Here is a 17,617-nt window from a genome sequence, read left to right as displayed (position 1 = left end):
GATCTGAGCCTGTGCGCCGGTGCCGTCGGCATCGTAGTACAAGGCCCCCGTCTTCTTGTCGTAGATCAGGCGGTCGTCCCGATCGTGCGCCTTCGGCCCCTGGTAGAACTCAGCACTCTTGATCACGCCCTTCTTCGCCATCTTCGTGAGCACGCTCCTCGCCAGATGGATCGTGTCGTCCGCCACCTTGAAGTCCTCGATCCGATCAACGTTCGTCGTCTTGTTGGGACGGCTGTCGAACACGAACACATCCTGACCGGCCCCGCCGGTGAGCACGTCCTTGCCCGCGCCGCCGGCGAGCCTGTCGTTACCCGCCTCGCCCAGGAGCACATCGGCGCCGGACAGCCCCGTGAGCACGTCGTTGCCGGCCTCGCCCTCAAGCCGGTCGGCGCCCGCCGTGCCGGTGAGCGTGAACGGCGTGAACTCGACCGCATCCGTCACCTGGAGCGTGAAGCTCTGGCTCACCTCGCCGCCATAGGCATCCCGGGCCACCACCGTCAGGCTGTGGCTGGCCTTCGTCTCGAAATCGAGCGGTCCGGCGAGCACGAGGCTGGTGCCGTCGATGCGGAACGGGCTGCCCGCGGCGAGGCTGTAGCTCAAGCTGTCGCCATCGGCATCCCGGGCCGAGAGCGTGGCGATGAGCGTGCCCGCGAGCGCGGCCTCCGACACCGCCGAGGCCGACAGGCTCAAGGACGTCGGCGCGCTGTTCCAAAGCAGGATGGATTTGTCATCGAACTTGAGCTGGCGGATGTTGCGCAGCAGATCGGTACCGTCGGGGCCTTCCACCGTCCAAGTGCCGTTGCCATTGTTGACGACCTGCGACTGTACCGCGTTCCCGGAAAACCAGGCAGTGTTGAAGCCTGTGCCGCCGTCGAGCGTGTCGTCGCCGCCCCATCCCCCCAGAGTGTCGTTTCCTCCACTGCCATTGAATATGTTGGCGGCTGCATCACCGTACAGCGTATCGTTTCCGCTACCCGCGATGATATTCTCGAAGCCGGTAAGCGTGTCGTCTCCGTATCCCGTATCAAAAGAAAGGCCTTGAATCCTGAGGTCTATGACGACATTGCGGCTACCGGAGAAGACAACCGTGTCGATACCGTCGCCCCCATCCAGCCTATCGTTACCGAGCCCGCCTTCCAGCGTGTCGTTTCCGGCTCCGGCAATGAGAACATTGGCAACGTCATTGCCAATGAGATGATCGTTGCCGCCGTAGCTGGTCACATTCTCGATATTGCGGAGAACATCGAAGCCGGTGTCCGCGCCAACTTTCTGCGCTGTCTGAATGCTTAGATCGACACTGACCGCTGACGCTGAATTCTTCAGGACAATATAGGTGTCGTTGCCGGCACCGCCGTCGATGGTGTCGTCGCCGAGGCCGCCGATAAAAACCTCATCGCCGACTCCACCTAGAGCATTGTCATCCCCGATGTGGAGATCAATTTCCCCTGTTATCCTGCCATGCCGGCCATCGTAAAAATCATCGCCCCAACTAAACGCGATGCCGCCAATAATCTGACCTTCATTAATGATGTGGTCGACCGAGCCAGATCCGCGGATAGCATTGTCACTACCATAAGACTCATTCCGAGGAACTGACTTGATAATACCTCTGTTAATGATTTTATTCAGAGGTCCATCTGACGGAGACGCCAAAAAAATAGCTTCCGTTTCAGCAGAAGCAATAACGCCGTCATTTATAATTCTTGTTCCTGACCCAGTGAGGTAAATTCCGAAGCCAGACGTGGATATTGAGCCCTTATTGATAACTGTCGTACCCAATAAATCCGCTGTCGAACCTATTCCAGTATTACCCGAGTATATGGCTGCAGAAGGACCTACTTCAATCAGGCACCCATGGCCCTGAAGGAGAATGCTTTCATGCCACGCTTTAATAGCCCCATGAACCGAAATCGACACGCCATTATCTAGGGCAACAACGGCGGTGCCGGATGGAGAGTCTAGAACCCCGGTCGTTCCAACGACCAAAGGATCACGCCCCGAAACATTTAATGATGCATTTAAGCTAACGTATGTTGTGATCAATGGCATGGTCATGTCTCCAAGAAGAGAGCTCATGTCATGCCTTCCGCTGCGTCGTCTCCTCTATAAACAAAGGGGGAATAGGCTGTCAGATCAGCGCAAGGTGCGGCAGCGCACGCTAGCGAGAGGCACAATACTTGGCGCCTCAAGGACGCTGGATATTGAAGCAGGCGAGCGCTTTCAATGAGATCGGAAGCTAACGGCCTCCCGCTATACCTGAGCCTCAGTCGCGTACGTCAGATCACGAAGAAGTCCTTGTGGGTCATGGCGAGATTCTTCGACAGTTTGGCGATCTCCACCGCCTTGCCTTCGCCTGAGCCGTCGGCGTCGTAATAGAGAACGCCCTTCTTTTTGTCGTAGATAATGTAGTCGTTCTTGTCCTTGGCCTTGGAGCCGATGGTGAAAAACGCTTTGCTGAGCTGCGCCGGACTGTCCTCCGAGCCCTTCTTACCAAGCTTGGTGAAGACTTTGTTCTCTAGATAGATGCTGTCATCCTTCACGATGAAATCGGCGATCTTGTCGACATTCGTCTTCTTGTTCGGCCTGGTGTCGAACACGAAGACATCGCTGCCGGCGTCGCCGGTAAGCACATCCTTGCCCGCACCGCCATAGAGCGTGTCGTTGCCGCCAGCGCCGAAAAGCCGGTCGTTGCCGGAGAGCCCGAACAGCTTGTCATTGCCGATGCCGCCCGACAGAATATTGCCGCTTCTCGTACCGCTCTGCGTCTCGACGACGTCCCCCACCTGGATCGTGAAGGCCTTCTCGTAGGTTGCGCCGGCCTTGTCCGCCACCTTGACCAGGATTTCGTGCGTCTGCGCCGTCTCGTAATCGATCTTGGCGCCGTCCTTGACCAGAAGCCGCCCATCCGCGCTGACCTCGAAGCGCTCATCGCTGAGCGAGAAGGTGAAGCGGTCGCCGTCATCAGGGTCCGTGGCTGAGAGAAAGCCCACAAGAGTGCCTTTTGCAGCGCCTTCTAGCACCGATGCACTGCTCAGGCCGATATCGTTGGGGGCATGGTTCACCGGCTCCGGTACATCCATGATGGTAACGATGAACTTCTGAGTTGTCGCGCCGCCTTTGCCGTCATCGACGCGCACCCAGACATGGCGCGTCTCATCCGCCCTTACCTGGATGCCGCCTTTGGTCACCAGATCGTATCTGCTTATTCCGTTGCCGGTCGCGATGGCCCGGATCTCGAATTCGCTGGTCGTTGAGACATCATTTCCGTTCTCGTCTACCAGTGTATAGGTGAGCTTGTCGCCATCCGGATCCGTCGCGCTTAAGGTTCCCACTCTGATGGATGCGGCGCTCTCGTTGAGATAGACCGCCAGCGTCAGGCCTGTTGGAGCACGATTGTCATCGGACGGATCGTTGGTGACATTGACCGTGAAAGACTTCTTGGTCGTCCCATTATGTCCATCCGATGCAACGACATGGATCGTGTAGGCACGCACGGCCTGCGCGCCATCGTATTCAAGCACTTTGCCGGGGGCGACTCTGACTTGTCCGTTCTCGTCGATGGCGAACATGCCGCCAGCATCGCCACCGTTCTCGGCCGTGGCGTCGAAGGTCCAAGTGAGGGTGTCGCCATCCTCATCGTCGGCTCGGAGGGTTCCGATGACGGTATTCCCCTCCATGACTCCGCCGGAATAATCCTCCAGCCGCACATTGGCTGGAGCGTCATTCACATTCGTGACAGTGAGCGTTATCTTTTGGATGGTGGAAAGACCACGAGCATCCGTGACTTTGATCCATAGTTCGTAGGTACCAACCTGCGCGTCATCGAGATGAGCCTTGAGCAGGATCTTATTGAAATTACTCTCCGTGCCGATGGCAAAGAACGCATGTCCGCTGGGCAGCGGATCGCCATTTTCATTGGCGACGATCGTGTAAGTGAAGGTATCGCCAATATCGGGATCAAGACCATCCAAAGTCGCGACGACTGCGCCAATACCGGCACCTTCCGCGAGCGTACCGCCGCTGACCGAAACGCCCGTCGGCGCGTGATTGTCATCGGACGGATCGTTGGCGATGTCGATCGTGAAAGTTTTCTTGGTCGTGCCGCCATGGCCATCCGAGGCAACGACGTGAATGGTATAGGAATGAACGGCTCCCGGCCCGTCATATTCCAGTACTTTGCCGGGGGCGACTCTGATCTGTCCGTTCTCGTCGATCACGAACATGCCATTGGCATCGCCACTGTTCTCGGCCGTGGCGTCGAAGGTCCAAGTGAGGGTATTGCCATCCTCGTCGTCGGCTTGGAGGGTTCCGATGGCAGTGCTGCCCTCCATTACCGAGCCTGAATAATCCTCCAGTCGCAGATTGGTCGGAGCGTCATTCACGTTCGTGACAGAAACCGTGACCTTCCGAACGGTGGTAAGCCCGCCAGCGTCCGTAACCTTGATCCACAAATCGTAAGTTCCGACCTGCTCGTCATCGAGATGGGCTTTGAGCAGGATTTTGTCGAAATCCGCTCCTGCGCCGATGGCAAAGAGCGTGTGTCCGCCAGGCAGCGGGTCGCCATCCGCGTTAGCGACGATCTCGTAGGTGAAGGTGTCGTCCACGTTGGAATCCTGACCTTCCAGCGTCGCGACGACTGCGCCAATACCGGCACCTTCCGCGACCGCGCCACCTGTAACCGCAAGGCCTGTCGGCGCGTGATTATCATCGGACGGATCGTTGGTGACGTCGATCGTGAAGGATTTCTTAGTCGTGCCGCCATGCCCATCCGATGCAACCACGTGGAGGGTGTAGGAACGCACGGCCTGCGCACCGTCGTATTCGAGTGTCTTGCCAGGAGCGAGTTTGATGACGCCGTTTTCAATGACGAACATGCCATCGGCATCGCCACCATTCTCGGCAGCGGTATCGAATGACCAAACGATGGAATCGCCGTCCTCATCGTCGGCCTGTAGGGTGCCGATGATCGTGGCTCCCTCCGTGACGCCGCCGGGATATCCGTCGAGACGCACATTAGTCGGAGCGTCGTTCACGTTCGTGACGCTGATAACCACCTTCCGAACGGTGGAGAGGCCGCCAGCATCTGTGACCTTGATCCATAGCTCGTATGTCCCGACCTGCGCATCGTCGAGGTGACCCTTGAGGAGAATCTTGTCGAAACTCCCTCCTGTGCCGACGGCAAAGAGTGCGTGCCCGCCGGGCAGCGGGTCGCCATCCGCATTGGCGACGATTTCGTAGGTGAAGATGTCGCCTGTGTCGGGATCCTGGCCCTCGAGTGTCGCAACGACTGCACCGAGGTCCGCACCTTCCGCGACTGTGCCGCCGCTGAGCGAAACGCCTGTCGGCGCGTGATTGTCATCCGAGAGGTCGTTGGCAACGTTGATCGTGAATGTATGCGTGGTCGTGATGCCAAACGCATTCGTGGCCCTGACGACGATCGTATAGGAATGAACGGCCCCGGGCCCATCGTATTCAAGCACCTTGCCGGGGGCGAGTTTGAGGATGCCATCCTCGATCACGAACATGCCGCCGGCATCGCCGCCATTCTCGGCAGTGGTATCGAAGGACCAAGTCACCTCACCTTGATCGGCTGTGAATGCACCGATCTCGGTTGTACCCTCTACGGCGGGGACATCATCCGTGCTTTCGGCCAGTTTAAGGCCCGAGGGAGGGCTGGCGGCGGCGGCGAGATCGACGATGGAGCCGTCGAACTGGAGAAACTCGATTCCTACGAGCCTGTCTTCGCCATCTCCATCCGACCGTGTATCGACCACGGTGAAGGAGCCGTCCTCATTCCTGGTGATGACGTAATTCTCGCGGCTGCCCGTGAAAACCGACGTATCGTCGCCGTCGCCGCCATCCAGGAGGTCGTTGCCCGCTCCGCCGGAGAGGGTGTCGTTTCCGAGACCCCCCTCGAGGGTATCGTTGCCCTCACCGCTGGTGATCCGGTTGTCGAGGCTGTTGCCGATACCGGTAAAGGGCTGGGAGCCGAGCAGGGTGAGATGTTCGAGATGATCGCCCAGCGTGTAGCTGATCAAGGAGATGACGTGATCTTCTCCCTCATCCTCGCTCTCGGCGATCTCGTCGCCCTCATCGTCGATGAAATAGGTGTCGTTGCCTATTCCACCCCAGAGGATGTCGGCGCCTTCGCCACCGTCGAGCGTGTCTCCTCCATCACCTCCGAACAGCCGGTCGTCACCGCCCTTTCCTTCGAGGAGATTGCCGCTGCCGTTGCTGAAGCTGATGATGTCGTTGTTCAGGTCATTGCCGGTTCCGCGAAGAGAATTTACTCCGCGCAGCTCCAGATTTTCGATGGCGTCGGGAAGCGTAAAGGTCACGAATGTAATGACGTTGTCCTGCCCTTCCCCTGCCGCCTCGATCACTACATCGCCCTCATCGTCGATGTAGTAAGTGTCGTCACCAAGGCCTCCCAGCAGGACATCGGCTCCCTCCCCGCCATCGAGCGCGTTGTTCTGCGCATCTCCGGTGAGAACATTGTCGAGGGAATTGCCGGTCACGCCGGCATTCTCAATGCCGGCCTCTGCGACATCCTCCAGGGAAAGGTGCTCAGTATCGGGATCGAGGCGGTAGATATTCCAGATCGGATCGTACTGATAACCGCTCATCGCCCTACTGCCCCTCGCCATTTGAAGAATGGGCTTTTGCCATTTCTTCTTGGGAAACCCGTCTCACCAGAGAAGGTAAACTTTCATACCTTCTACAAAATGCCCTTGCCGTGCAAGGATATCGTGTTCCTAGCGTTAAGATCTCCCGTCAAGGGCCGTTGCTGGGTTTTGGGGGTGCGTGCGTCACTTTAACCCTTCCCTCACACCCCTGACTTTGCTGAAATTCCCACGCTTCGACCGCCGACCCTCCTGTGCCGTTAAGGTATCGTTAACCCATTCGCCCAGAAACTGAATTTGTTATTCTTCTGACCCAATTGCCAATGCCATGAGCGATCTCCTCATCAGTATCCGCCACGCCAAGCCCGACGATGCGCCGGCTCTGTCGAAGGTGTTCGATGCGGCCTGGCGGGAGGCCTATCTCGGGATCATTCCCGGCATGACCTTGGAGAAGATGCTTGCCCGGCGCGGTGAAAAGTGGTGGCGCTCCACACTCACCCGGGGCCGTCCGCTGGTCGTGATCGATATCGGCCAGGGGGTCGTCGGTTATGCATCATACGGCCGCTGCCGCGACCGCTCCCTGTCGGCGGAGGGTGAGGTCGACGAGCTCTATCTGGCGCCTGAATACCAGGGAATCGGCTTGGGAAGGCGCCTGTTCAAGGCGGTCCTCAACGACCTCCGTCATAACGGAATGAGCCGTGTGGCCGTGTGGGCGCTTGCCGAGAACGAGCGCGCCTGCTCCTTCTATGCGGGCCTCGGCGGGCTCAGCATCGCCAAGGTCGAGGAGCGCATCGGCGGGGCTCCGCTCGCCAAGATCGCCTATCTCTTTCGCTAGCATCGTTTGCAAAAAGTGGTCCCGGTTTTGTCGGCGCGGCCCTTCGGGTCGCGCCTAACGATGCGCTTTTTACAAGGGAGCATCGGATTTATCCCAAAAGTGGGTTCCACTTTTGGGCTCGAGGCTCCGAAACCGCTTTTTGCTTCTTGTTGCCGGAACCCCTTCCGGCTAGAAGCGCCCATCCTTTCGAGAAGCGTAAGCGCTTCCGAGAGCCCTCTTTCGTCGCATTTTCGCCGATGATGAAGCGCCCCCTTCATCGGGAAAATGTTTCAAGCCTTGTTCTGGAGAACAGCTCTATGCGCCTTGATGCGATCCCGACCGGAAAGAACCCGCCGGACGACGTGAACGTCGTCATCGAAGTGCCGCTCGGCGGCGAGCCCATCAAATACGAGATGGACAAGGAATCGGGCGCCCTTTTCGTGGACCGCTTCCTCTATACGGCCATGCGCTACCCGGGGAATTACGGCTTCATCCCGCACACGCTCTCCGGTGACGGCGACCCCTGCGACGTGCTGGTCGCCAATACCCGCGCCATCGCGCCCGGCGCCGTCATGAATGTGCGCCCCGTCGGCGTGCTGGTGATGGAAGACGATGGCGGCCAGGACGAGAAGATCATCGCCGTGCCGTCGAGCAAGCTCACCCAGCGCTACGACCGCGTGCAGAACCACACCGATCTGCCCGAGATCACCCTCAAGCAGATCGAGCATTTCTTCGAGCACTACAAGGATCTCGAGCCCGGCAAATGGGCCAAGATCATCCGCTGGGGTGACGCCGTGGAAGCCCGCCGCCTGATCGTGGAAGCCATTGAGCGGGCGAAGAAGTAAGTCGCACGACGATCGATTCAGCACTCCAAATAAAGAAAGCCCGGCTCAACCAAGCCGGGCTTTCTTGCATTCATGGCACGGGAAATGGCTAAAGCATCTCGCCCCTGAGCAGCCTCGGCGCTTCGTTGCTTCGCAGTCCCGCCGCCTCGCGGATGAAGAAGCGCTTCAGGCCGGGCATCCGGTCCACGAGGCCGAGGCCGAGGTCGCGGATCAGGCGCACGGGCAGCATGTCGTTGGAGAAAAGACGGTTCAGACCGTCCGTCATGACTCCCATGGCGGTGATGTCGGCGCGCCGGGCGCGCTCATATTGGGCCAGCACATCGGCAGCACCGGGATCCATGCCGAGACGCATGGAATCGGTGATGATTTCTGCCAGCACCGCCGCATCGTGCAGGCCAATATTCAGTCCCTGACCGGCGATGGGGTGGATCACATGAGCCGCATCGCCGAGGAGCGCCAAACGCTCAGCCACGAACGAGCGGGCGACGCCGAACGACAGGGGGAAGGCCTGCGGTTTGGTCTCGAAGGCGATCTTGCCGAGTTGCAGGCCGAAGCGCTTTTCGAGCTCGGCCAGAAGATCCTCAGGGCCGCCGCCGAGAAGGGCCGGCACGTTCTCGCTGCGCTCGCTCCACACGATGGAGGAGCGGTGCATGACGGAGCCGTCGGGGCGGGTCTCGTCCTTCAGCGGCAGGATCGCGAAGGGACCGGAGGGCAGAAAATGCTCTACCGCCCTGCCCTCGTGGTCACGTTCATGGGAAATGGTGGCGACGATACCAGACTGGCGATAGGGCCAGGAAATCCAGCCGATGCCGGCCTGCTCGCGCAGACGCGAACGACCTCCGTCGGCGGCCACGAGAAGGGACGCAGACAGCTTTTCGCCGTCGCTCAAGGCAATCTCGGTGCGCGCGCCCTGCACGGAGAACCCGGCAACGCCTTCAGGGCGCAATTCCACACCGGCCTCGCGGCAGGCATCGAGCAGCAAAGCCGTGAGGTCGCCGGAGGTGATCATGTGGGCGAAGGGCTCAGCCCCATCTACCGTGCCCTCGAAGGTGAGGAAAGTGGGGCGCACCGGGTCCTGGAGGCTGGAATCGGTGATCACCATGTCGAGGATCGCTTGAGCTTTGTCGGTGACCGCGCCCCAGACGCCGAGCGCTTCCATCATCCGCCGCGCTGCCGCCGCGATGGCATAGGAGCGCTTATCGCCATGCGGGTCGCGCTTGAGCGCGGGATCGCACATGACCACATCCACGCCGCCGTCCAGCGCTCGCTTGAGGGCGAGCGAGAGCGTCAGGCCAGCCAAGCCACCACCTGCAATGACAATGCGCGAGACATCTGCGGTCATGGCTCTCTCCTTCAAGCTCCGGCTCTGGGTGTCGATCATTGGAACAACGGCGTCAAGCACAGAAGGGGAAGCTCTCGGAGGCCCCTTCTGTTCGCCAATAAGACTGTATAAGAGACGCTATACAGTCTCTATAGAGAAGGGGTCGTATATGTTGATCGCGTCGAACAGAAAGCCTTCATTAGCGAAGAAGATTTGGATCGTATGCCTTTTCCTGACGATGCCTGTTATGGCCCTCACTCTGATCCGAGATTAAGGCATTAGCCTGCGTTCATCTACACGGTGCGTTCTTTGGTAGGCCAGAACCCGCCCTTGACCTTCCTGGCAGGCTCCCCGATGGATGAAGCTTCCTCAAGAGGATAATCTTTCCATGTCCCGCGCCGTCTCCGAACTTCTCACCATTCTCGATCTCGAGCAGCTGGAAGTGAACCTGTTTCGCGGGCAGAGCCCCAAGAGCGGATGGCAGCGGGTCTTCGGCGGGCAGGTGATCGGCCAGTCGCTCGTGGCCGCGACCCGCACGGTGGACGGGCGCCATCCCCATTCGCTCCATTGCTATTTCATGCTGCCGGGCGATCCCAAGGTGCCGATCATCTACGAGGTGGACCGCATCCGCGACGGCAAGAGTTTTACCACGCGGCGCGTGGTGGCGACCCAGCACGGACAGGCGATCTTCGCCATGTCGGCCTCCTTCCAGGTCGATGAAGGCGGCTTCGAGCACCAGGCCGAGATGCCGAAGGTGCCGCGCCCCGACGAGCTGCCGAGTGAGGAAGAGGTCAAAGGCGGCCTCATCCTCAAAATGCCGGAGCCCATGCGCACCTATTACGAGCGCGAGCGCCCTCTCGAAATCCGTCCCGTGGAGATCGAACGCTATACGTCCCGCGAACCGGGCGAGCCGCGTTTCCATGTGTGGATCAAGACCACGGGACGCCTGCCGGACGATCCGGCCATCCACCAATGCGTGCTGGCCTATGCCTCGGACATGACGCTTCTCGATACGTCCCTCATCCCCCATGGCCATACGGTCTTCGACCCGACGATCCAGGCGGCGAGCCTCGATCACGCCATGTGGTTCCACCGCCCCTTCCGTGCAGACGAATGGCTGCTTTACGCGCAGGACACCCCCAACGCCTCCAGCGCCCGCGGCTTCTCGCGCGGACTTATTTTTAAGCAGGACGGCACCCTTGTTGCCTCGGTTGCGCAGGAAGGTCTCATCCGCGACCGGTCCGCTTAAGCAGTCTGACTAATTTTTGTGCAAACAGGCTGATTCTTGGCCCATTTTTGCCTGCCTAGGAAAGAGGCAGAGCCCTTTCCCTTGAGCCTGCAAGCGTTGGCATAGTTATTGCATATCCCCTTCCCGACACCTGCCAGCACGGCGGGTTCGTGTGGAAACCGTTGCCCGAGTTTTTCGGGCCAGCGTCTCAAAGGGGGCAAGCCCATGAAAATCGTGATGGCGGTCATCAAGCCGTTCAAGCTGGAAGAGGTGCGCGATGCGCTCACCGCTCTCGGCGTGCATGGCCTCACCGTGACCGAGGTGAAGGGATATGGACGGCAGAAGGGTCATACCGAGATCTATCGTGGCGCCGAATACGCCGTGAGCTTCCTGCCGAAGATCAAGATCGAAGTGGCCGTGGCGAGCGACCTCGTCAACCAGGTGATCGACGCGATCACGGCGGCGGCGCGCACGGGCCAGATCGGCGATGGCAAGATCTTCGTCACGTCGCTCGAGAAAGCGGTTCGCATCCGCACGGGCGAGACCGATGTCGACGCCCTGTAATCCTCTGAAATCAAAATTGCCCGGAGATTTGAATCCGATGAAGTTCCGTCACCTCATTCTGCCCGCGCTCGGTGCGCTGGCGCTCGGCCTGATGGCCGTTGAACCATCCTTTGCTCAGGCCCCCGCAGTCCCAGCAGCGGCCGCTCCCACCGTCGACAAGGGCGATACCGCGTGGATGCTCGTCTCCGCGCTTCTCGTGATCCTCATGACGATCCCCGGCCTCGCGCTGTTCTATGGCGGCCTCGTGCGCACCAAGAACATGCTGTCCGTGCTCATGCAGGTCTTCGCGGTGTTCAGCCTCGTGTCCATCCTGTGGGTGTTCTACGGCTATTCGCTCGCCTTCACCTCGGGCGGCGAAGGCACGCTCGGCGCCATCATCGGCGGCTTCTCGAAGGCGTTCCTCGCCGGCGTGACCACCGATTCCACCGCCGACACCTTCACCAAAGGCGTCGCCATTCCGGAATTCACCTTCATCGCCTTCCAGCTTACCTTCGCGTGCATCACGCCTGCCCTGATCGTCGGCGCCTTCGCCGAGCGCATCAAGTTCTCAGCCGTGCTGCTGTTCACGGGTCTGTGGTTCACCTTCGTGTACCTGCCGATCGCGCACATGGTGTGGTTCTCGGAAGGCTATCTCTTCGGCCTTGGCGCTCTCGATTTCGCGGGCGGCACCGTCGTTCACATCAACTCGGGCGTGGCAGGCCTCGTCGGCGCCATCCTCATCGGCAAGCGCATCGGTTACGGCCGTGACCTGCTGGCCCCGCACTCCCTGACCCTCACCTTCGTCGGCGCATGCCTTCTGTGGGTCGGCTGGTTCGGCTTCAATGCCGGCTCGAACCTGGAGGCCACGGGCGGCGCTGCTCTGGCACTCCTCAACACCATCCTCGCCCCCGCCGCTGCGGGCCTCGCCTGGATGACGGTCGAGGCTCTCCACAAGGGCAAGGCCTCGCTGCTCGGCATCGCCTCGGGCGCCGTCGCGGGCCTGGTCGCCATCACGCCGGCTGCGGGTCTCTCCGGCCCGATGGGCTCCATCGTGCTCGGCCTTGTTGCCGGCGTGGGCTGCTACTTCGCCGTGACCTCGGTGAAGAACGCTCTCGGCTATGACGACGCGCTCGACGTGTTCGGTATCCACGGCATCGGCGGCATCATCGGGGCCATCGGCACGGGCATCGTGGCCGCTCCCGCGCTCGGCGGCTACGGCGTCGGCGAGTACTCGATCGGCGGCCAGGTGTGGACGCAGATCATCGCGGTCGTGGTCACCCTCGTGTGGACCGGCATCGGCTCCGTGGTGCTCTTCAAGATCGTCGAGCTCGTCACCGGCCTGCGCGTCTCGCATGACCAGGAGCGCGAAGGCCTCGACCTCGCCGATCACGGCGAGCGCGCCTACAATTACTGAGCATTGGATCTCAAACAAATCATCTGCATCGCGCGAGTGGGTGTGCTCGCGCGATGCGGCAACGAAGCCTTCCAGAGGCTCGAAAAGGAAAAGCCCCGACCGCAAGGCCGGGGCTTTTCTTATGCGTGCTTTCACTTGGGTCATCCCGGACGGAGCGCAGCGCCGGGATGACACGCACAAACATCACCCGTTCTTGATCAACTGCTTCAACTTGGAGCGGCGGATTTCCGCCGATTCCTGGAAGTTCGAGGTGCCGTAAAAATCGCCCTTGCTGTCCATCAGGAAGATCGTGGCCGAGTGATCCATGGTGTAGCCGGAATCGGTGGGCACCTTGCGGTAATAGATCTTGTACTCTTTCGCGACAGCGGCGATCTCGTCATCCGTTCCGGTCAATCCGACGATGCGCGGATCGAAGGACGAGAGATAGGTTTTCATCAGTTCCGGCGTGTCCTGCGCGGGATCGACGGTGATGAAGGCGACCCGCACCTTGTCCGAATCCTTCTCTAACGATTCCAGATCCTGCGTGAGATCGTAGAGCGTCGTCGGGCATACTTCCGGACAATGGGTGAAGCCGAAGAACACCGCGAAGGGCTTGCCCTTCAGATCGGCATCGGTGAACGGCTTGCCCTCGTGCGAAGTCAGTTTGAACGGCCCGCCGATCGGCACGCGACCCGCGTTCTGCTGCTGTTGCGGCTGCAGCAGCAAGATCATCGTCACGATGAGAACGGAGAGGCCCGCGAGAAACACCGCAAGCGGGAGAATGAGCGAACGCTTGAATGCCATCGTCTGTCTCCTGTCAGTGATGCTTGTGCTCGGCGGCGGGCGCTCCGCCCATGCCGCGCACGCTGTATTCCACGTTCACCGCTCCGGCCTTCTCGAACACGAGCGTGCCCTTGATCGTCTGGCCTTCCTTCAGCGGCTCCTTCAGGTCCATGAACATGAGGTGGTATCCGCCGGGCTTGAATTCGACGGTCGCGCCGGGCTTGATCTCAAGCCCGCCCTGAACCTGCTTCATGCGCATGACGTCGTTCTCGAGCGACATCTCATGCACCTCGACCCGAGAGGCACCAGTGAACGAGCCGCCGGTGAGCCGGTCCGGCGTCGAGCCCGTATTGGTGATGCGAAGATAACCGCCGCCGACCTTCGCACCGCCGGGGGTTGCCCGCGACCAGGGCTGATCGATGGTGAGCGCGCCGACCTTCTGCTGCGAGGGCGTGGCCGCCTGCTGCGCGGTGCTCTCGGCGGCGACGATACGCACGCCCGGTGCCGGCGATTCGAGGCTGTGCGGGTCCTGGCCGTCGGCTGGCACCTGCACCCATTCGTTCACGCCCTTGGCGCATTCCTGCACGACGGGAAAATACACCGTCGCGCTGGGCTGGTAGGCATCGGTGAAGCGGACCTGGAAGACGAATTCATCGTAATGGCCGTCTTCGAGGGAGCCGCTCCAGACGATGTCGGTCACACCTTCCGACACCGCCTCGCCGTTGACCTGATAGGCCTTCACATAGGCGCCCTTGGCGGTCTCGAGCTTCCAGCCGGCTTTCGGCATCGGCTTGACCGCGACGATGCCCTCGGGGATGCGCACGCGCACTTTGGTGGTGGGCTCACCGCCGCAGCCATGGCCGATACGCATGACGGCCTTGAAGGTGGAGTTGGGCTTCGCCTGCGCGTTCTCAAACGTCACATGAGCGAAAGCGGGAGCGGAAACGGCGATAAAGGCAGCCGCCAGAAGCGCGCCACTGGTACGGGAAGTCAGCATGGAATGTGTATCCTGCGAGAGTTCGGTTGATTGAATCGAGACGTGCAATCAGCCGAGGCGCGGCGGCGCGCGCGAACCCAGGGGCAGGATTTTCGGAGTTGGGAGCGAAGCGAAGAAAGACGGAGGCTGAACGGCTTCGGCACTCGCCGGTTTGAGACGGGTGACGGAGACGGCAACCGGCGCAGGTCCTGCGGCGCCCGATCCGTGGCAGCCGACAAGGCAGCACAAGCCATCATGGGACGCGGCGGGCGAATGATCCGGGGCCGTCTGACCATCCTGCAGGCAAAGCACGCCCTCAGGCCCAGCGGCGGCGACCGCATGGGATGCGCCCGCGAGCGAGACGAGCACCGTCTGCAGCACCAGCGCATAAGCGAGCAGCGCCGCCAGAGCGACGCGCTTCCAGCAAGTGATGGAGGCCCGTTTCGTCATGGCCGGGACACTGGTCTTTTCGATGCCGCTCGTCAACAGCTCGGAGAGCTTATGAGCACAGCGCTGTTCCCTCCCCGCAGGTGGAGGGAAAACACCCGCAGCATCACGAAATCCCACCCGCCATTTTTTCGCCGCCGGTCGCTTAGGGTTAATAGGCCCTTAACCCGTGCCGCGTAGGCTCTGTGCCAAGATTGCCTAGTTCCTGGTTTTTCAGAGTGGTTTGATGCGTACGGCCCGCCGTTCTTCTTCCGCCTATGACGGCCTCTTCTCCGCCCTGAGAGCCATGCTGGCCCGCCGGGCGCAGGAGTTGACCGGCCTGTGCTTCGTCGCCCTCGCGGGCGCCGTGGCGGTGGCGCTCGCCACCTGGTCCGTGGACGATCCGAGCCTGAACAACGCCACCGACATGCCCGTGCGCAACATGCTGGCTTGGCCCGGCGCCATCGTGGCCGACCTGCTGATGCAGCTTTTAGGCCTCGGCGCCATCGCGGCCCTCCTGCCCCTGGCGCTCTGGGGCTGGCGGCTCATGAAATCCGGCGAGCTGGGACGCGGGCAGCTGCGATTTGCCCTTTGGATCATGGGCGTGGGCGCTGCCACTGCGCTTGCGAGCGCCATGCCCGCCACCGACCGCTGGCCCCTGCCCACGGGCCTCGGCGGCGTGGTCGGCGATGCGCTTCTCACCGGCGCGAAGGCGATCACCGGCCTGTCCACCGGTCCGGCCCATGCGATCCTCGGCATCGTCTTCGCCACCATCGCTATCTTAAGCCTCACCGCCGCGTGCAGCCTCAGCCCGGTCGATGCACGGCATGAGGAAGAGCCCGACGAGATGGAAGCGCCGCTCCCCGTCAAGCGCCGCAGGATCGCCGATCAGGACGAGGCGGACGAGACCGGCCACGATGAGCCCGGCTGGGGAATCGTGTCCCTCGGCGCCCTCGCCCACGGCTTCATGAGCCTGCGCGCCAGCGCTCGCCGCTGGCGTGAGAACCGCCATGCTCCGATGGAAGATGAGGAATACGAGGAGGTCGCGCCGCCCCTTCGCCAGGGCCGCAACGGCACCCAGATGCGCCGAGAGTCCACCCTCGACTCACCGCTGCGTGCCGCGCGGACCACGCCCATCGCCGTTCCGGCTTACGAAGAGGACGAGGACGCGCCCTGGGATGATGAGCCCATGGCCGAGGCCGTGCCGCGCGCCGTGCGTCCCGAGCCCGCGCCGACCCGGGTCGCGCCCGCTCATACGGCGCCCAGGCCCGGCAAGCGCATGGCGCGAGAGGCCCAGCCGTCCCTGCTCGACGAGGCGAATTATCCCGGGCCTGTCGTGACGTTGTACGAGCTTGAGCCTGCGCCTGGGACGAAGTCGTCGCGGGTGATCTCGCTGGCCGACGACATCGCGCGCTCGATGAGCGCGGTCTCGGCCCGCGTCGCCGTGGTCCAGGGCCGCAACGCCATCGGCATCGAGCTGCCCAACCACAAGCGCGAGACCGTTTACTTACGCGAGCTCCTCGCCTCCCAGGACTTCGAGACCTCCAAGCAGAAGCTGGCGCTCTGCCTCGGCAAGACCATCGGCGGCGAGCCTGTCATCGCCGATCTCGCCCGCATGCCCCACCTGCTGGTGGCCGGCACCACCGGCTCGGGCAAGTCGGTCGCCATCAACACCATGATCCTGTCGCTCGTCTACCGGATGACCCCGGCCGAGTGCCGCCTGATCATGGTCGACCCCAAGATGCTCGAGCTCTCCGTCTATGACGGCATCCCGCATCTGCTCACCCCCGTGGTCACCGACCCGAAGAAGGCGGTGGTCGCCTTGAAGTGGGCGGTGCGCGAGATGGAGGACCGCTACCGCAAGATGTCGAAGCTGGGCGTGCGCAACATCGACGGCTTCAATGCCCGCGTCTCCGAGGCCAAGGCGAGGGCTGAGACCATCACCCGCACGGTGCAGACCGGGTTCGACCGCGAGACCGGCGAGGCGGTGTACGAGGATGARGTGATGGATCTCGAGCCGTTGCCGTATATCGTGGTGATCGTCGACGAGATGGCCGATCTGATGATGGTGGCGGGCAAGGAGATCGAAGGGGCGATCCAGCGCCTGGCGCAGATGGCGCGTGCCGCCGGCATCCACGTGATCCTGGCCACCCAGCGGCCTTCCGTTGACGTGATCACCGGCACGATCAAGGCGAACTTCCCGACCCGGATCTCGTTCCAGGTGACCTCGAAGATCGACTCTCGCACGATTCTGGGCGAGATGGGGGCCGAGCAGCTCTTGGGCCAGGGCGACATGCTGTACATGGCCGGCGGCGGGCGGATCACGCGCGTGCACGGGCCGTTCTGCTCGGACGAGGAGGTCGAGCATGTGGTGGCGCATTTGAAGCGCCAGGGCCGCCCGCAATATCTCGAGGCGGTCACCGCCGACGAGGAGGAAGCGGCGGCGCCCGATACGGCGGTGTTCGACCAGGGCGAGTTCGGGGCGCCGGGCGGCGACCTGTACGACCAGGCGGTGGCGGTGGTGTTGCGGGACAAGAAGGCTTCGACGAGCTACATCCAGCGTCGGCTGCAGATCGGCTACAACCGGGCGGCCTCGCTGATGGAGCGGATGGAGAACGAGGGCATCGTCGGGCCCGCAAACCATGCCGGTAAACGCGAAATCCTG

At 61.6% G+C, this 17,617-nt stretch carries 12 protein-coding genes; 6 read left to right on the top strand and 6 right to left on the bottom strand.

The window, feature by feature from the left end; genetic code table 11:
* Window positions 1-1,653, bottom strand: a 1,653-nt coding sequence (locus AB4Y85_RS19130) for a cadherin domain-containing protein (RefSeq protein WP_441986495.1), incomplete at its 3' end; no start/stop codon positions are given.
* Window positions 1,654-2,276: 623 nt separating this feature from the next.
* On the bottom strand, window positions 2,277-6,626 hold the full coding sequence (locus AB4Y85_RS19125; RefSeq protein ID WP_441986494.1) for an Ig-like domain-containing protein: 4,350 nt from the start codon (window positions 6,624-6,626) through the stop codon (window positions 2,277-2,279).
* Window positions 6,627-6,951: 325 nt separating this feature from the next.
* Between AB4Y85_RS19125 and AB4Y85_RS19120 the strand changes: the two genes are divergently transcribed.
* Both AB4Y85_RS19120 and ppa read left to right on the top strand, forming a co-directional pair.
* Window positions 6,952-7,458: a GNAT family N-acetyltransferase gene (locus AB4Y85_RS19120; RefSeq protein ID WP_441986493.1), complete on the top strand. Its 507-nt coding sequence runs from the start codon at window positions 6,952-6,954 to the stop codon at window positions 7,456-7,458.
* A gap of 296 nt (window positions 7,459-7,754) precedes the next feature.
* A complete protein-coding gene (gene ppa / locus AB4Y85_RS19115; protein WP_441986492.1) occupies window positions 7,755-8,282 on the top strand; it encodes an inorganic diphosphatase in 528 nt (175 codons plus the stop codon).
* Window positions 8,283-8,370: 88 nt separating this feature from the next.
* Here ppa and AB4Y85_RS19110 read toward each other — a convergent pair whose 3' ends face one another.
* The gene (locus AB4Y85_RS19110) at window positions 8,371-9,624 is read right to left on the bottom strand and encodes an FAD-dependent monooxygenase (RefSeq protein ID WP_441986491.1); all 1,254 of its coding nucleotides are present in this window, start codon (window positions 9,622-9,624) and stop codon (window positions 8,371-8,373) included.
* Window positions 9,625-9,991: 367 nt separating this feature from the next.
* Here AB4Y85_RS19110 and tesB point away from each other — a divergent pair, with 367 nt between their 5' ends.
* From tesB to AB4Y85_RS19095, 3 genes are all read left to right on the top strand, one after another.
* Entirely contained in the window at window positions 9,992-10,852 is an 861-nt protein-coding gene (gene tesB, locus AB4Y85_RS19105; RefSeq protein WP_441986490.1) for an acyl-CoA thioesterase II, read from the top strand.
* Between the two features lie 204 nt (window positions 10,853-11,056).
* Window positions 11,057-11,395: a P-II family nitrogen regulator gene (locus AB4Y85_RS19100; protein WP_441986489.1), complete on the top strand. Its 339-nt coding sequence runs from the start codon at window positions 11,057-11,059 to the stop codon at window positions 11,393-11,395.
* 37 nt (window positions 11,396-11,432) lie between these two features.
* Entirely contained in the window at window positions 11,433-12,788 is a 1,356-nt protein-coding gene (locus tag AB4Y85_RS19095) for an ammonium transporter (protein ID WP_441986488.1), read from the top strand.
* Between the two features lie 183 nt (window positions 12,789-12,971).
* Here AB4Y85_RS19095 and AB4Y85_RS19090 read toward each other — a convergent pair whose 3' ends face one another.
* Genes AB4Y85_RS19090 through AB4Y85_RS19080 form a run of 3 tightly spaced genes read right to left on the bottom strand, consistent with a single transcriptional unit; the run spans window position 12,972 to window position 14,976 of the window.
* Window positions 12,972-13,571: an SCO family protein gene (locus tag AB4Y85_RS19090; RefSeq protein WP_441986487.1), complete on the bottom strand. Its 600-nt coding sequence runs from the start codon at window positions 13,569-13,571 to the stop codon at window positions 12,972-12,974.
* A gap of 13 nt (window positions 13,572-13,584) precedes the next feature.
* Window positions 13,585-14,547, bottom strand: a complete 963-nt coding sequence (locus tag AB4Y85_RS19085) for a DUF1775 domain-containing protein (protein ID WP_441986486.1) — start codon at window positions 14,545-14,547, stop codon at window positions 13,585-13,587.
* A 48-nt stretch (window positions 14,548-14,595) separates the two neighbouring features.
* Window positions 14,596-14,976: a hypothetical protein gene (locus AB4Y85_RS19080; protein WP_441986485.1), complete on the bottom strand. Its 381-nt coding sequence runs from the start codon at window positions 14,974-14,976 to the stop codon at window positions 14,596-14,598.
* A 223-nt stretch (window positions 14,977-15,199) separates the two neighbouring features.
* Here AB4Y85_RS19080 and AB4Y85_RS19075 point away from each other — a divergent pair.
* The coding region (locus tag AB4Y85_RS19075) for a DNA translocase FtsK 4TM domain-containing protein (RefSeq protein WP_441986484.1) at window positions 15,200-17,617 on the top strand (2,418 nt) is incomplete at its 3' end.

The organism is Microvirga sp. 2YAF29, from assembly GCF_052114605.1.
Lineage (GTDB): Bacteria > Pseudomonadota > Alphaproteobacteria > Rhizobiales > Beijerinckiaceae > Microvirga.
The sequence above is the reverse complement of the archived record's forward strand: the minus strand, read 5'-3'. Positions and strand labels throughout refer to the sequence as shown.

Excerpts from the sequence above, each read along its gene's own strand:
- AB4Y85_RS19090 (WP_441986487.1), bottom strand. The coding sequence starts at position 13,571 with ATGGCATTCAAGCGTTCGCTCATTCTCCCGCTTGCGGTGTTTCTCGCG.
- tesB (WP_441986490.1), top strand. The coding sequence starts at position 9,992 with ATGTCCCGCGCCGTCTCCGAACTTCTCACCATTCTCGATCTCGAGCAG.
- AB4Y85_RS19100 (WP_441986489.1), top strand. The coding sequence starts at position 11,057 with ATGAAAATCGTGATGGCGGTCATCAAGCCGTTCAAGCTGGAAGAGGTG.
- AB4Y85_RS19095 (WP_441986488.1), top strand. The coding sequence starts at position 11,433 with ATGAAGTTCCGTCACCTCATTCTGCCCGCGCTCGGTGCGCTGGCGCTC.
- AB4Y85_RS19085 (WP_441986486.1), bottom strand. The coding sequence starts at position 14,547 with ATGCTGACTTCCCGTACCAGTGGCGCGCTTCTGGCGGCTGCCTTTATC.
- AB4Y85_RS19120 (WP_441986493.1), top strand. The coding sequence starts at position 6,952 with ATGAGCGATCTCCTCATCAGTATCCGCCACGCCAAGCCCGACGATGCG.
- AB4Y85_RS19110 (WP_441986491.1), bottom strand. The coding sequence starts at position 9,624 with ATGACCGCAGATGTCTCGCGCATTGTCATTGCAGGTGGTGGCTTGGCT.
- ppa (WP_441986492.1), top strand. The coding sequence starts at position 7,755 with ATGCGCCTTGATGCGATCCCGACCGGAAAGAACCCGCCGGACGACGTG.
- AB4Y85_RS19125 (WP_441986494.1), bottom strand. The coding sequence starts at position 6,626 with ATGAGCGGTTATCAGTACGATCCGATCTGGAATATCTACCGCCTCGAT.
- AB4Y85_RS19080 (WP_441986485.1), bottom strand. The coding sequence starts at position 14,976 with ATGACGAAACGGGCCTCCATCACTTGCTGGAAGCGCGTCGCTCTGGCG.